The following is a 13,002-nucleotide window of genomic DNA, read 5'->3' as shown; positions in this document are numbered from 1 at the left end:
GGTCCGGGCACCGCCCAGGGCCGAGCCGCGCCGCGGGACGGGCGCCTGGGCCTCCAGCGTGCCCCACTCGTGGCAGCGCACGCAACGCCCGGCCCACCGGATCGACTCCGCTCCGCACCCGCTGCAGCGGAAGCCGCCGGAGCCGGCGCGGCTGGTCGCCGTCGTCCGACCTGATGTCATGGGCGCCACGGTAACCGGGCGGTCCGACAGGATTCGGCAGCCGGCGGGGCGCACTGCCCACCCGGCACCGCCCGATCGACCCCCGGCGGGCCGGAAGGGTTCGTCAGCCGCCGGCCGTCGGGCTCGCGGTCGTCGCCGCGGCCGAGCCGCTCACGGACGGGGTCACCGAGCCGGCGGAGGGGGCACCCGAGGCAGCGGCCGCCTGGCCGTTCGGGGTCTGCCCGGCGGCCGTCGGGCTGGCCGACGGCGAGCCCTCGGTGCTCGGGCTGGCGGCGGCGGTCGAGGAGGCACCCGCCGACGGCGGCTCGACGGGCACGTCGAGGGTCACGCTGCCGGCCTTGGCGAAGGTGAACGTGATCGGCAGCGCGGACCCGACCAGCAGGTTCTGGTTGAAGCCCTGCAGGCTGGGCGCGCTGCCGTCGGCGATGAAGACCCGCCCCGCGCCGCCCGGGATCTGGGCGGGCGTCGACGGGCGACCGCCGGCCGCGTCCGGCGAGGACACCGCGACGAGGGTGTCGGGATCGCCGCTGGCGTTGAAGAACGCGGAGACGATCGGTGCCGACCCGCCCTTCGCGACCGGGCCGGCGAGGTAGACGTTGCGCAGCGTGATGGAGCCGACGGATCCCGCGACGCTGTTGGTCGTCGTCCGCGCGGAGTTGGTCAGCGCGTCGGTACCAGCGGCGCAGCCGGCGACGCCCGCGGTGGTGATCGTGGAGGCGAGGAGGGCCACGCCGACCCGGCGGGAGGCCATCCGGCGCCGGAACCCGCCGCGCCCGCCGGCGCCGTCGGGAGTGGTTGCGGGGTCGCGGGAGACCGCTGGCCCGGCCGGCGCGCCGCCGGCGATGACTGACGAGAAACGGGCACCCGGACGGCGGCTCACAGCTCGGTGGCTCCTCCTGCACAAGACCGGCGCCTGGCGGGGCCGGTGCTGGTTCGTCGGCCGTCGCGAGGACGGCCCACCCGGCGGCTGCCCTGCGCCGGCCCTCGGGCCGGCCCGCAGGATCACCCCCGGGTACTCGGAGGTCCCACCGCCGACGGGCTGGTGCTGACCAGCCGCCGTCGGGAGTCTCCGTGCGGGGCTAACACTAGTCATCCGGCACCTGCCTGTGCGCCAGGCAGCGGGCCGCTCCCGGCCCGCGTGGGCGGTCGTCCGGGGCTCCCGCGCCGGGGCCGGCTCCGGAGGCACGGCGCTGACCGGGCCGACCGGCCACCAGGTGCCGGTCATCGACGTGTGCAGAGTCACGCCGTCGGCGATGGCCCGGGCTGTGGCCAGGCGACCCGTCGTGGACCGCGCGGCGGGCGGCGGCGGTGTCGTGGTCGCCGACGCGGCCCGCCCGCGCGCGGGTCGTGGCCGCCGTGTCGACGGGCGCGGCGGGGTCGCTCGCGCTAGGTTTGCCGCACCGTCCCGGCCCAACGCCCGACCAACAACTCGGGTGCTCTGAGGTCCGTTTTACCTGGTCGGGGTGTTTCGGTGCGGTTGCGTGCCGATGTGCCCCGCAGGGGTACGTCCGGCGGCAGGTGGCCCCCACCTCGGCGAACGGGGAGGAAGGCGCCGCGGTCGTCTCGTCAGGGCGTTGCGGGCGTCTGCCCATGCAGCGCGCGTCTGACCTGCGGCGATGCGTGCGTGTTACGCTGGTAGAGGCGGAAGGGGCACGTGACACATGGCGTTCCAAGTCGGCGAGACCGTTGTTTACCCGCATCATGGTGCTGCTCTGATTGACGCGATTGAAACCCGCGTCATCAAGGGCGAGGAAAGACTCTATCTCGTGCTGAAGGTCGCTCAGGGCGACCTGACGGTTCGGGTTCCGGCCGACAACGTCGGCATGGTCGGGGTACGCGACGTCGTCGGGCAGGATGGGCTGGAACGGGTGTTCGAGGTGCTCCGTGCACCGCACACCGAGGAGCCCACAAACTGGTCCCGGCGTTACAAGGCAAATCTCGAGAAGCTCGCGTCCGGTGACGTGAACAAGGTCGCCGAGGTCGTCCGTGACCTGTGGCGGCGGGATCGCGAACGCGGCCTTTCCGCAGGTGAGAAGCGGATGTTGAGTAAGGCCCGGCAAATCCTGGTGAGTGAACTCGCTCTTGCGGAGGGCACCAACGAGGACAAGGCCGAGGCGATGCTCGACGAGGTTCTCGCCGGCTGATGTCCGGACCTGTCGTTCCGGAAGTGGCGGGCCCGCTCGCCGCTTGATCCGACCGGTCGGCGGGACAAGCCTGAAACATTGTTTCGGCCGGTCGACCAGGCCGCGCCGGGTGCCCCGAGATCATCGGTGGCCCCGGCCGGTCCGTTCGTCGGCCAGCGCGGCCTGGCGGCGATGCTCGCAGCCGCTCTGCCAGGCGCGCCCACATGGCGTTCTGGTCGGCCGGCTCGCGTTCGGTCTCCCGGATAGGCCATGCTCTCGTGGTGGATGGCTCACGAGAGGACTGGTGATGGGCGAAGATCCCCAGCCGCGGGCGATGGGTGCCCGCGTCGCGGCGATCGTGCCGGCGGCGGGCAAAGGGGAACGGCTCGGCGGCGGCACCCCGAAGGCGCTGCGGTCGCTGGGCGGGCGGCCCATGCTGGTGCGGTCGGTCGAGGCGTTGCGGCGGGCGGAGTCCGTCAGCCAGATCATCGTGGCCGCGCCACCCACATTGGTGGAGGTCGTGGCCCAGATGCTCGGCCGCGACGTCGATGTGATCGCCGGCGGTGCGGAGCGGGTCGACTCGGTCCGCCGGGCGCTCGCCGCGGTGGACGATGACGTCTCGGTCGTCCTCGTGCACGACGCGGCCCGGCCGCTGACGCCGCCGGCGCTGGTCGACGCGGTCGCGGCCGCGGTGATCGCCGGGCATCCGGCGGTGATTCCGGTGCTCGCGCTCGCGGACACCGTCAAGGAGGTCGGCCCCGACGGCCGGGTGATCCGCACCCCGCCCCGGGATGGCCTGCGCGCGGTGCAGACCCCGCAGGGCTTCCGGCGGGACGTGCTGGCCGCTGCCTACGCCCTCACCGATGTTCCGGTGACGGACGATGCCGGCCTCGTCGAGGCGCTCGGCATTCCGGTGACGACGGTTCCCGGTGCCCAGGAGGCGTTCAAGGTGACGCAGCCGCCCGATCTGGTGCTCGCCGAGGCACTGCTGGCGCGCGCGGCGGCGAGCGACGGCCGTGGCGACGCGGACGGGTGCGCCACCGATGTCGGCAGGGGCGCGGAGGCCCGCAGAGGTACGGAAGCGCGGAGGTCCGGGTGAGTCAGGGCACGCCGTCGGCCGACGGCGGCGTTGCGCCGACCGAGCGGCCGGCCCCCGCGTCGGCCACGGTGACCACGGTGCTGCTGCCGCGGGTCGGTGTCGGGGTCGACGTGCATCCGTTCGAGGCCGGTCGGCCCTGCTGGGTGGCCTGCCTGGAATGGCCGGGGGAGACCGGCCTGGCCGGGCACTCCGACGGCGACGTGGCCGCGCACGCCACCTGCGACGCTCTGCTCACCGCGTCCTGCCTGGGCGATCTTGGCAAGGTCTTCGGGACCGACCGGCCGGAGTACGCCGGCGCGTCGGGCGGGGTTCTGCTCGGCGAGACCCTGCGGTTGCTCTCCGTTGCCGGTTGGGTGATCGGGAACGTGTCGGTGCAGGTGATCGGGAACCGGCCGCGGATGGCGAAGCGCCGCGAGCAGGCGCAGGAGGCGATGTCGGCGGCGCTCGGCGGCGCGTCGGTGAGCCTGTCGGCGACCACCACGGACGGGCTCGGCCTGACCGGCCGCGGCGAGGGGCTCGCCGCCATCGCCACCGCCCTCGTCGTGCGGGCCTGACGAGGGACGCGCCGACGGTCTATGCCGATCCGGCATCGGATGGTTGCGTTCCGGATCCGCGGTGAAAGGCTGGGTAGTCACTGGCCGCTCCCTGAGGAGTCTGATGGCTGATCGCCTACCCGAGCCGGTGCGGGCCCTCGCCGATGCCTCGACGTACGTCGTGCTGGCGACAGTCCAGGCCGACGGGTCGCCGAGGCTGACCGTGCTGTGGGTGGACCGCGACGAGGACGACCTGCTGCTGTCCACCGTGCGCGGCCGCGCCAAGGAACGCGACATCGCCCGTGATCCACGGGTCGGACTGGTGTTCCTGGACCAGAACGATCCGTACGGCTACGTGGAGGTGCGGGGCACCGCCACGCTGACCGAGGAGGGCGGCCGGGAGCTGATCGACCGGCTGTCGCTGAAGTACACCGGTGACATCTACCGGTGGGACGATCCGGAGGAGGTTCGGGTTGTGATCCGCGTCAAGGCCGGCAGGATTCTGACCGTCGGCTGACCCGCCCTGGCCGCCCGCGGACGCGGCCTTGGCCGTACCCTTGACAGATGGGTCTCCACCTCTACGACACGCGCTCGCGGCGTGTGCGGCCATTCGAGCCGCTGCGCCCCGCTCACGTGGGCGTCTACGTGTGTGGGCCCACCGTGCAGTCGGCGCCGCATGTCGGGCACCTGCGCACGGCGCTGCCGTTCGATCTGCTGCGCCGCTGGCTGGTCCAGTCCGGGTACGAGGTGACGCTCATCCAGAACGTCACCGACATCGACGACAAGATCATCGTCAATGCGGACCGGGACGGTACGTCCGTCTGGGAACTCGCCACCCGACAGACCCGTGCGTTCGACGACGCCTACCGCGCGGTCGGCATCCTGCCGCCCACCATTCAGCCCCGCGCGACCGGCCACATCCCGGAAATGATCGCGCTGATCTCCGCGCTCGTGGACGCCGGCTACGCCTACCCCGGCGGCGGGTCGGTGTGGTTTCGGGTCGCCAGTTTCACCGACTACGGTGCCTTGTCCCACCAGCGCCCGGACGCGATGCTGCCCTCGGCGGAGGCGGAGTCGGGCAAGCTCGACCCGCGGGACTTCGCGCTGTGGAAGGGCGCCCGGCCCGGCGAACCGCACTGGGAGTCGCCCTGGGGCGACGGCCGTCCCGGCTGGCATCTGGAATGCTCGGCGATGGCGGGCAAGTACCTCGGGGCCACCTTCGACATCCACGGCGGCGGGCTCGACCTGGTCTTCCCGCACCACGAGAACGAGCGGGCGCAGACGCTGTGCGCGGCGGGCGCCGGGGCCGGGGCCGACGAGATGGCCCGGTACTGGATGCACGTCGGCCTGCTGACCACCGGCGGGGCGAAGATGTCCAAGTCGCTCGGCAACTCGGTGTTCGTCACCGATGCGCTCGACCTGGTCCGTCCGCAGGTGCTTCGCTATCACCTGCTCTCCGCGCACTACCGGTCGTCGCTGGAGTACACCCCGGAGGCGCTGGCAGAGTCGACCGCGGCCCACGACCGGATCGAGACCTTCGTCCGCAACGCCCTGGACATCCTCGGCGGGCCGGGCGAGGCGGCGGCGCTGGGTGCCGACGACGGCCCGGCCCCCGCGGGCGGGAAGTCCGCCCGGTCGGCGGATTCGGAGGCGAAGGCGGGCGCCGCTGCCGGGCTCGAGCCCACGCCCGCGCGGGCGTGGGTGGACTTCGCCGCGGCCCTGGACGACGACCTCGCCGTCGGCCGGGCGCTTGCCGCGATCTTCGGGGCGGTCGGACAGGGCAACCAGGTGCTGTCCAAGGCACACAGCCGGAAACTGGCTGGCTGGGTGAACGTGACGCGCCGGATGCTCGGCGTCTTCGGCCTCGATCCGCACGAGCAGTGGCCGACAGCCGGCGCGGAACTGCGCCCGGCCCTCGACGGGGTCGTGCAGATCGCGCTGGACCTGCGGTCGGCGGCGCGGGCGCGGCATGACTACGCCGAGGCCGACTCGATCCGCTCTCGGCTCGAGGCCGCCGGCCTGATCGTCGAGGACACGCCCGAAGGTCAGCGCTGGCACCTGGCCTGACTGCCGGCTCCAGACCGACCGGCTCCAGACCGACCGGCTCCAGACTGGCGGCCGTCCCTGATGTAGCGGCCGTCCCTGATGGAACAGTGAGGGACGGCCGCCGGCTCCGGTGGCACGGGCGCGAGGCGCTGGGTACCCGTTGAAACGGCTACGGCCGGCCGAGCTTGGGCTCGGCCGGCCGTAGGCCGGCAACGATCCGATCTAGCGGGCGCGCAGTGTGATGCGCGTCCAGGCGCCGAGGTAGACGCGGTCGCCGTCGCGCAGCGGCACCGGCTGGCCGGGCTCGATCGGGTCCGGCTCGTCGTTCAGCCGGGTGCCGTTCGTCGACCCGGGGTCGCGCACCGCGTACCCGCCGTCGGGCAGCTGCTCGAACATCGCGTGGCTGCGGGAGATGCCCGAGACACCCTCGCGGCCCCCGGCACGCCGGCCACCGGGCCGGATCTCGTCCCGGGCGGCCCCGCGACCGCTGTGACCAACGGCCCGCGTGACCGGCCCAGCGTCGCGCTGACCTTCCATCTAGGGCCGCACGAGGCCGGCCAGGACCTGGGGCTCGCGCACCAGCTGCTCGCCGATGCCGCCCGGCTCGGCGCCCCGATCACCGTCTTCGCGGTCGGGCAGTGGCTCGACGAGCACCGCGATCTCGTCCCGACCGTGCTCGCGGCCGGCAACGAGCTGGCCAACCACACCCACACCCATCCGACGCTCACGGCGCTGCCGGCAGATCAGGTGGCCGCCGAGATCACCGCGTGCCGCGACGTCCTGGCCCGGCTGGCCCCGGCCGAGGGCCGGTACTTCCGGCCGTCCGGCACGAGCACCGCCACCCCACTGATCCTCACCGAGGCGGGCAGCGCTGGCTACCGCACCGTCGTCGACTTCGACGTCGACCCGCTCGACTACACCTCGCCCGGCGCGGACGCGGTCGTAGCGCGGGTCCGCGCCGGCGTCCAGCCAGGTTCGATCGTGAGCCTGCATTTCGGCTACCCCGGCACGGTCGAGGCCTTCCCCCGGGTCGTCGCGAACCTGCGCGCTGCCGGCCTCGCCCCCGTGACGGTGCGCGACATACTCGCCTGAACGGACCTCGCCTGAACGGACCCCGCCTGAGGCAGGCAGTTTCATGCCAGCAGAACCGGCGTGTCGGCGGAACACACCCCGGTGATGACGATGTTGTGCGGATCATGGTGAGACTCGGACCCGTCGGCGTCACGTACGCGGCCCAGCCGACAGACGAACACGAACGTGGCATCGCCTTCGCCCAGCAGGTGGAGTCCCTGGGTTACTCGACGCTCTGGCTGCCCGGCGGTCAGGGCAACACCCTGCCGCTGATCGACGAGGTGGTGCGCGGAACCGAGCGCCTCCAGATCGCCAGCGGGATCATCCCCGTCGACGTGGTGCCCGCGACCGAGGTGGCGCGGCTGCACGCGGAGCTGGCGCAGGCCGCGCCCGGCCGGTTCGTCGTCGGTCTCGGCGGCGCGCACGGCCCGCGCCCGCTGCGGACCCTCGGCGCGTACCTGGACCTCCTCGACACCGAGGACCCGGTCGTACCAGCCGCGTCCCGCGTCCTCGCCGCCCTCGGCCCGGACATGCTCGACCTGGCCCGCGAGCGCGCCTCAGGGGCGTACCCCTACCTGGTGACCCCGGAGTACGTCGCGGGCGCACGGGCGGCGCTCGGGCCCGACCCGGCGCTCGCCGTCCTGCTCGCGATCGTTCCCGAGACCGACGCGGCCACCGCGCGGGAGATCGCCCGGCAGCCGCTGCGGTTCCTCAGCACCGTGCCCGGCTACCGGAACAACTTCCTGCGGATGGGATTCTCCGAGCCGGAGATCGAGAGCCTCGCCGACCGACTCGTCGACGCGGTGGTCGCCTGGGGTGACCTCGACACGATCGTCGCCCGGGTCGGTGAGTACCACGACGCCGGCGCCGACCAGGTCGTGCTGGGCAACCTCGGCGACTGGAACGGCCCCGAGGGCTGGCTCGGCCGCTTCGCCGAGGCTCTGCTGAGCTGACGCGGCCTGCCCGGCCCGGGGCGTTCCTCGCCCGCCGGCGTATTGACCTGTGGGGTTGGGAGCGGGGGAACAGCGGCGCCGAGGTCCGGATTGACACTCGTGTGACCCTGACTCCGAGCCCCACCGCGCCGCCAGCCGACCACGGAGCCCCGCTGGCCAGGACGGACGTAACACCGCTGTTCACGCCGTTCTCGCTGGCGGGCATCGAGCTGGCCAACCGGTTCGTGATGGCACCGATGACCCGCGAGTTCTCCCCGGGCGGCGTGCCCGGCGAGGACGTCGCCGCCTATTACGCGCGCCGCGCCGCGCACGTCGGCCTGATCGTCACCGAAGGCACTCTCGTCGACCACCCCTCGGCCGGCAGCGGCGGCGACCGCGTCCCACACCTCTATGGGGACGACGCCCTCGCCGGCTGGCGGCGTGTGGTCGACGCGGTGCACACCGCGGGCGGCCGGATCGTTCCGCAGCTCTGGCACCTCGGCGCGACCCGGGAGGCCGGGACTCCGCCGTATCCGGACGCGCCCGTGCTCAGCCCCTCGGGCCTGCGGGCCGACGGCACGGTCGTCGGCGAGGCCGCGACCACCGCGGACATTGACGCGCTGATCTCCGCCTTCGTCCGCGCCGCGGCCGCCGCCCGCGAGGTCGGCTTCGACGGCGTGGAACTGCACGGCGCTCACGGCTACCTGCTCGACCAGTTCTTCTGGCCGCTTACCAACCGTCGCACCGACGGCTACGGCGGCAGTCTCGCGCAGCGGGCCCGCCTCGGCGCCGAGGTCGTCGCCGCGGTCCGCGCCGAGGTCGGCCCGGACTTCCCGGTGATCTACCGTTACTCCCAGTGGAAGGGCGGGTACTTCGACGCGAGCCTCGTCGAGACCGCCGACGAGCTCGCCACCCTGCTGACCCCGCTCGTCGATGCCGGGGCCAGCGCCCTGCACGTCTCGACCCGCCGCTACTGGCTGCCCGCCTTCGCGGACTCACCGCGCACCCTCGCCGGCTGGACGAAGCACCTCACCGGCCTGCCCACCATCGCCATCGGCTCCGTCGGCGTGCAGAAGATCTTCTGGGGCGCGGAGGCCGACGTGGCGCCGACCAGCCTCGAGCCGCTCGTGGACCTGTTCGACCGCGGCGAGTTCGACCTGATCGCCCTCGGCCGCGCGCTGCTGTCCGACCCGGCGTGGACGACCAAGGTCCGCGACGGCCGCCTGGCCGAGATCCGCCCGTACGCCAAGGAAGACGAGACCCGCCTGACCTGAACCGGCCACCGTGCGCACCGCCTGCCCCAACACGCCACCGTCCGCCCGGTGTTGGGGCAGGCGCGGTTCGCTGAGACGGACTGCCCGGCCAGGGATGGTACAAAGCCGCCTCTGAGCCCACCGAGCCGAATCGCGATGAAGACTGGTTGTTCAACTCCGGCCTAGTCTGTTTCCCGTGGTGTGGAACAAGCACGGCGCGTCCCGAGGTGGCGCGTCCACGGGCCGTGACGGGGTCAAACGCGGCGGGAAGGACGATTCAGCGGCATCCAGGGCCGATCCGGACACCGCAAAAAACGACAGCAAACGCGGTGGGCGAATCGCCGACCTGCAACCCATCGAGACGGCCGACTGCGCGATATGCAACGGAACCGGGAAAACTGGGACCGATCGCCTGGAAGTCGATGAGGACGGCGGCTACGTGGGTACCCAGGAGCGGACCTGCGTGCCATGCGGAGGCACTGGTCGGGTCACGAGAAAGAACCGGTCATGAGCGAGGAACCGGCCGCCCCCATCCCGATGCTTTCCCTGGTGGCCTGTAGAAGCTGCCGGCGCCGCCGCGGCGCCCAGTTCCACGCGACGGGATCCGTCGAGCCCGTGCCGATTCGAGGAACCTGCCCCCACGGCGAACCGCTCCGCACAATGTGGGCGCCGGGATACGGTCCGGACGCCGAACCCCCCATTGACCCCTCCACCCCGGAGATACGCCGGCGGGGAGCAGTCTGACCCAACACCGAACGATGACCGCAGGAGGTTGTTGTTCAGGCAGGCGGTGCCAGGCCAGCGGTGCGGGTCGACGTGGGTCAGGGTCGGCGATCAGCCCTCCGAGACGCTGACCTACCGACGATACTTGGCCAGGATTTCCGTGAGGACGTCGTCGGCCGTCCGTTCCCCCGTCGCGATCTGACGCAGGCGGGTCGTCTCGCCAACCGATGGCTCGGAGCCCTCAAGCCGTCCGTTCCCGACCGCCGCCAAGACAGCGTCCTCGGGGGCATTCGCAGCCGGGAGTAGTACCTCTCAATGATCGTCCGGTCGACCGGTTAGTTGGACCAGTCCCGGTCCGGGACGGCGGCCCCGGGCGAATCGCCAGGGCGCCTCGGCGCGCGTCATCCTGGACAGCTCCTCGCCTGTGAAGCTGCCGTAGGTGTCGACCACCCAGTGGATGACCTCGCGGGTTTGGTCACTGAGCCGCTGCTGATCACCCGCCGGCCAGATGTCGACCTCGAAAGCCTGCCGCCGATACAAACGCCCCACGATGGGCCCCTGAGCCCATGCCTCGACCTCGTCTGGGAAGAGTGGCTCGCCGTGTAACGCCAGGTGCCACGCCTGCGAGTAGTACACGAGCTTGTGAAAGCGGTAGGTGCCCAGCGGGCCCAAGACCTTGAGGGTCAGCGATGCGACATCGTCTGCGTTGTCGACCATCTTGGGACACGGCCTCTACTCTCGGTGTGCAGGGTCCAGACCTGAAAGAACCCCCCCGTTCTCGGCGGGTGTATCTCGGAGTCGTTTGCCGAGGTCAAGCAGCTCGTGCTCGTCCTGGCGAGTCGGACCGTCCGGCGAAACGATAACGGCGGGTCATGTACGTGGCGCTCCGCCCACGTGGTCTGCCGGGGCCTGGTCCCCGCCGTCGGCGTCGAACCGGGTGTCGGCACGCATCCGCTCGGCGCCCAGAGGCAGCCGACCCGGCCAGGTGGCGCACGCGAAGCCCGCCTTGCGCTGCGAGTCGTTCCATCCTGCTCAGTGAGCCGATGTGCGCCCGGCAGGGATCGAACCTGCGACCTGGTGCTTAGAAGGCACGATCTGATCCTCGCCGCACCGGGATGCGCACAGGTCGTGACGTCCGCTGGCATCCATAGTCGTCCGCCGACGTATGCGGTCGTTGCTACAGGCGTTGCTACACCCGACCGGCGGAGCACCCAAACTTGATGTTGCTTGAACGGACTCTCCGGGTGACCACGGAAAGTCTCGCCGCTGGGCAAGTGGGCGGGTCGGGCTGTCCGCTGCAACTGGCTCTGTCTCTCGGCCGCCCACTGGCGTGCCTCTTGCTTGATCTTTTGCTTCCTGGCGTGCGCGATGGCGGGGCGCTGATCGGATCCTCGTGCCATGGCTGGATTGCTCAGACCCGCCAAGCTGGCGACCCGACCAGCGGATTAAGAGATTATCGGTGGTGTGTCCGCCGGTGTTCGTGAACGTCTGCTGGTGCCGGTCATGGGGTCGATGCCGTCCACCGAGTCCGTGGCCGTCTGCTGCTGTTCGCGGACTTGGCTGCCACCCTGGCTGCCATCCACTGCCGCTTGCTCACCATGGCTGAACGGTGGGAGGGGACGGATCCGCATCTAGATCTGGATCTTCGATCGACATCCGCGCGCATCCGATACGACCGCCGGCATGATGAGCTCCGGTCCGCGCTCGTCCGCCGACACACATGATCGCCCATCGGCTCTGCTGTCAGCTTGGCTGTTGGCGTCTGGTGGGGGCAACCGAGGCCCCGCATCACAAGTGTGGTCTGCGAGTCGAGGAACAAGGCAGCTGTGGGAGCGCTGCGTCATCGGGCGACCGCAGGGTAGGACTTGCGCTCGACTCAAGGGAGCGCCCAGGAGAGATGGAGGGTCCCGATCAAGCCTGCCGACCTCCACGGTACTGTACCTTAACTTGGCCGTCGGGGGAGTTCATGACAGAGAGCAAATTTGAGTCGGTAGTTCGCCGCCTAGAGGAAGGCGGAATCTCGCGAGAGACCGTTGGTGCGTTGATAGAGCTAGTATCGCAGACCATCAACACCTCTCCCGAGTTTCTGCACGATAAAAAGCGGCATATAATCAGCGAACAGATCAGCGAACTTGGCGAGTTCGTCTATAGGCTGAGTCACCAGACTTCCTATCTCGCGTGGCAGATGCATGAGTACCTATGGCACTCGTCTCTCGGAATCCACAAGGAAGATGCCGAGAGGCCACAACTAATACCCGCGAGAATATGGATCGACGACGGCGATGCTGTAGTTATTCAAGAGGCTTTCGAGGAGGTTGTTGACTCCTACGGGCTCACGATATCAGTAGAGCTTCCTCCCGAGCGCGGCTCCTGGTTTAAGAGGATGTTTCTGCGGACGCAGGGGAACATCACCGAAACGCAGCTCAGAGATAATCTATCTGATCTAGAAAAGATGCTCGAAATACAGCTGGGTGGCAGGGCAACATCCGGCCTCCACGACCGACAGTCCGAAGCCACGGCCCGCCTCTTGACGGCACTCGATAACACGTCGAATGCCGTCGTTCAGATCGGAAACGTCCTTCTCATTAAAAACATGGGGGCGGTCTTCGCAAGGGGGCTAACGCCCCACGAACTAGTCTATTTTGAACGTAATGCACATCTCTTCAGGAGTCCAGAAAGTGCGCTCATTGCGCTCGAAATGCTTTCTGCGGCCAGCCAAGACAATACATCCTCGGCCGCAAAAGAGGGATGACGCGAAGGTGTCCGGCGTAAAGATTTGCGTCCCGATTTCGATCAGAGAGCGATAAATCCGTGTCTGCCGAGTTGCGGCTTGCTCGTCACCGCGTTTCGGAGGAGCTACTTGCCTCCATTGAGCGGGGGCGTCAGCTCTTGGATATGCCTAGGTCAACCGAGGCCGAAGGTCTTGCTTTCATCGATGCGTACCGAAGCTGGGATTTTTATAACTCCAGGCTTCTCGACCAAGCATTCACCCCTGTGCCGTGGCCAAGCAATAGCCCCAAAAGCCAATACACAACAATTAAT

General features: G+C 70.2%; 12 protein-coding genes, 1 tRNA gene and 2 pseudogenes. 10 read left to right on the top strand and 5 right to left on the bottom strand.

Going from position 1 to position 13,002, the window contains the following annotated elements; genetic code table 11:
* Positions 1–180, bottom strand: a pseudogene (locus MXD58_RS09250) (DNA repair protein RadA); the annotation flags it as partial.
* A gap of 103 nt (positions 181–283) precedes the next feature.
* On the bottom strand, positions 284–1,060 hold the full coding sequence (locus MXD58_RS09245) for a copper chaperone PCu(A)C domain-containing protein (protein WP_248838151.1): 777 nt from the start codon (positions 1,058–1,060) through the stop codon (positions 284–286).
* A 781-nt stretch (positions 1,061–1,841) separates the two neighbouring features.
* On the opposite strand from MXD58_RS09245, the gene MXD58_RS09240 reads away from it, so the two are divergent.
* From MXD58_RS09240 to cysS, 5 genes are all read left to right on the top strand, one after another.
* Complete coding sequence (locus MXD58_RS09240) at positions 1,842–2,324, top strand: CarD family transcriptional regulator (protein ID WP_009741775.1); 483 nt, start codon at positions 1,842–1,844, stop codon at positions 2,322–2,324.
* Positions 2,325–2,637: 313 nt separating this feature from the next.
* A complete protein-coding gene (gene ispD, locus MXD58_RS09235; RefSeq protein ID WP_374615877.1) occupies positions 2,638–3,402 on the top strand; it encodes a 2-C-methyl-D-erythritol 4-phosphate cytidylyltransferase in 765 nt (254 codons plus the stop codon).
* Positions 3,403–3,470: 68 nt separating this feature from the next.
* On the top strand, positions 3,471–3,956 hold the full coding sequence (gene ispF, locus MXD58_RS09230; protein ID WP_248838242.1) for a 2-C-methyl-D-erythritol 2,4-cyclodiphosphate synthase: 486 nt from the start codon (positions 3,471–3,473) through the stop codon (positions 3,954–3,956).
* Positions 3,957–4,059: 103 nt separating this feature from the next.
* Complete coding sequence (locus MXD58_RS09225; RefSeq protein ID WP_248838149.1) at positions 4,060–4,452, top strand: PPOX class F420-dependent oxidoreductase; 393 nt, start codon at positions 4,060–4,062, stop codon at positions 4,450–4,452.
* 47 nt (positions 4,453–4,499) lie between these two features.
* Positions 4,500–6,002 carry a cysteine--tRNA ligase gene (gene cysS, locus MXD58_RS09220; RefSeq protein ID WP_248838148.1) on the top strand — a complete coding sequence of 501 codons (1,503 nt, stop codon included), beginning with the start codon at positions 4,500–4,502 and terminating at the stop codon, positions 6,000–6,002.
* 201 nt (positions 6,003–6,203) lie between these two features.
* Here cysS and MXD58_RS09215 read toward each other — a convergent pair.
* A pseudogene (locus MXD58_RS09215) lies at positions 6,204–6,401 on the bottom strand (FHA domain-containing protein); the annotation flags it as partial.
* On the opposite strand from MXD58_RS09215, the gene MXD58_RS09210 reads away from it, so the two are divergent.
* From MXD58_RS09210 to MXD58_RS09200, 3 genes are all read left to right on the top strand, one after another.
* The gene (locus MXD58_RS09210; protein WP_250609198.1) at positions 6,381–7,073 is read left to right on the top strand and encodes a polysaccharide deacetylase family protein; all 693 of its coding nucleotides are present in this window, start codon (positions 6,381–6,383) and stop codon (positions 7,071–7,073) included. The pseudogene MXD58_RS09215 and the gene MXD58_RS09210 overlap by 21 nt on opposite strands.
* 104 nt (positions 7,074–7,177) lie before the next feature.
* Positions 7,178–8,005 carry a TIGR03620 family F420-dependent LLM class oxidoreductase gene (locus tag MXD58_RS09205; protein ID WP_248840223.1) on the top strand — a complete coding sequence of 276 codons (828 nt, stop codon included), beginning with the start codon at positions 7,178–7,180 and terminating at the stop codon, positions 8,003–8,005.
* A 101-nt stretch (positions 8,006–8,106) separates the two neighbouring features.
* Positions 8,107–9,258, top strand: a complete 1,152-nt coding sequence (locus MXD58_RS09200) for an NADH:flavin oxidoreductase (RefSeq protein WP_518477612.1) — start codon at positions 8,107–8,109, stop codon at positions 9,256–9,258.
* 1,014 nt (positions 9,259–10,272) lie between these two features.
* Here MXD58_RS09200 and MXD58_RS09195 read toward each other — a convergent pair.
* Positions 10,273–10,677: a Panacea domain-containing protein gene (locus tag MXD58_RS09195; RefSeq protein WP_248840222.1), complete on the bottom strand. Its 405-nt coding sequence runs from the start codon at positions 10,675–10,677 to the stop codon at positions 10,273–10,275.
* Positions 10,678–11,006: 329 nt separating this feature from the next.
* Positions 11,007–11,081: transfer RNA gene (locus MXD58_RS09190), tRNA-Arg, on the bottom strand.
* A gap of 845 nt (positions 11,082–11,926) precedes the next feature.
* Between MXD58_RS09190 and MXD58_RS09185 the strand changes: the two genes are divergently transcribed.
* Together MXD58_RS09185 and MXD58_RS09180 are read left to right on the top strand one after the other, a co-directional pair.
* Positions 11,927–12,712, top strand: a complete 786-nt coding sequence (locus tag MXD58_RS09185) for a hypothetical protein (protein WP_248840221.1) — start codon at positions 11,927–11,929, stop codon at positions 12,710–12,712.
* 59 nt (positions 12,713–12,771) lie between these two features.
* Positions 12,772–13,002: hypothetical protein (locus MXD58_RS09180; RefSeq protein WP_250609197.1), on the top strand; the 231-nt coding region annotated here is incomplete at its 3' end.

Source organism: Frankia sp. AgKG'84/4 (assembly GCF_023242965.2).
GTDB lineage: Bacteria > Actinomycetota > Actinomycetes > Frankiales > Frankiaceae > Frankia.
This window is presented reverse-complemented; position numbering and strand designations above follow the sequence as displayed.

Excerpts from the sequence above, each read along its gene's own strand:
- MXD58_RS09240 (WP_009741775.1), top strand. The coding sequence starts at position 1,842 with ATGGCGTTCCAAGTCGGCGAGACCGTTGTTTACCCGCATCATGGTGCT.
- ispD (WP_374615877.1), top strand. The coding sequence starts at position 2,638 with ATGGGTGCCCGCGTCGCGGCGATCGTGCCGGCGGCGGGCAAAGGGGAA.
- MXD58_RS09225 (WP_248838149.1), top strand. The coding sequence starts at position 4,060 with ATGGCTGATCGCCTACCCGAGCCGGTGCGGGCCCTCGCCGATGCCTCG.
- cysS (WP_248838148.1), top strand. The coding sequence starts at position 4,500 with ATGGGTCTCCACCTCTACGACACGCGCTCGCGGCGTGTGCGGCCATTC.
- MXD58_RS09205 (WP_248840223.1), top strand. The coding sequence starts at position 7,178 with ATGGTGAGACTCGGACCCGTCGGCGTCACGTACGCGGCCCAGCCGACA.
- MXD58_RS09195 (WP_248840222.1), bottom strand. The coding sequence starts at position 10,677 with ATGGTCGACAACGCAGACGATGTCGCATCGCTGACCCTCAAGGTCTTG.
- MXD58_RS09185 (WP_248840221.1), top strand. The coding sequence starts at position 11,927 with ATGACAGAGAGCAAATTTGAGTCGGTAGTTCGCCGCCTAGAGGAAGGC.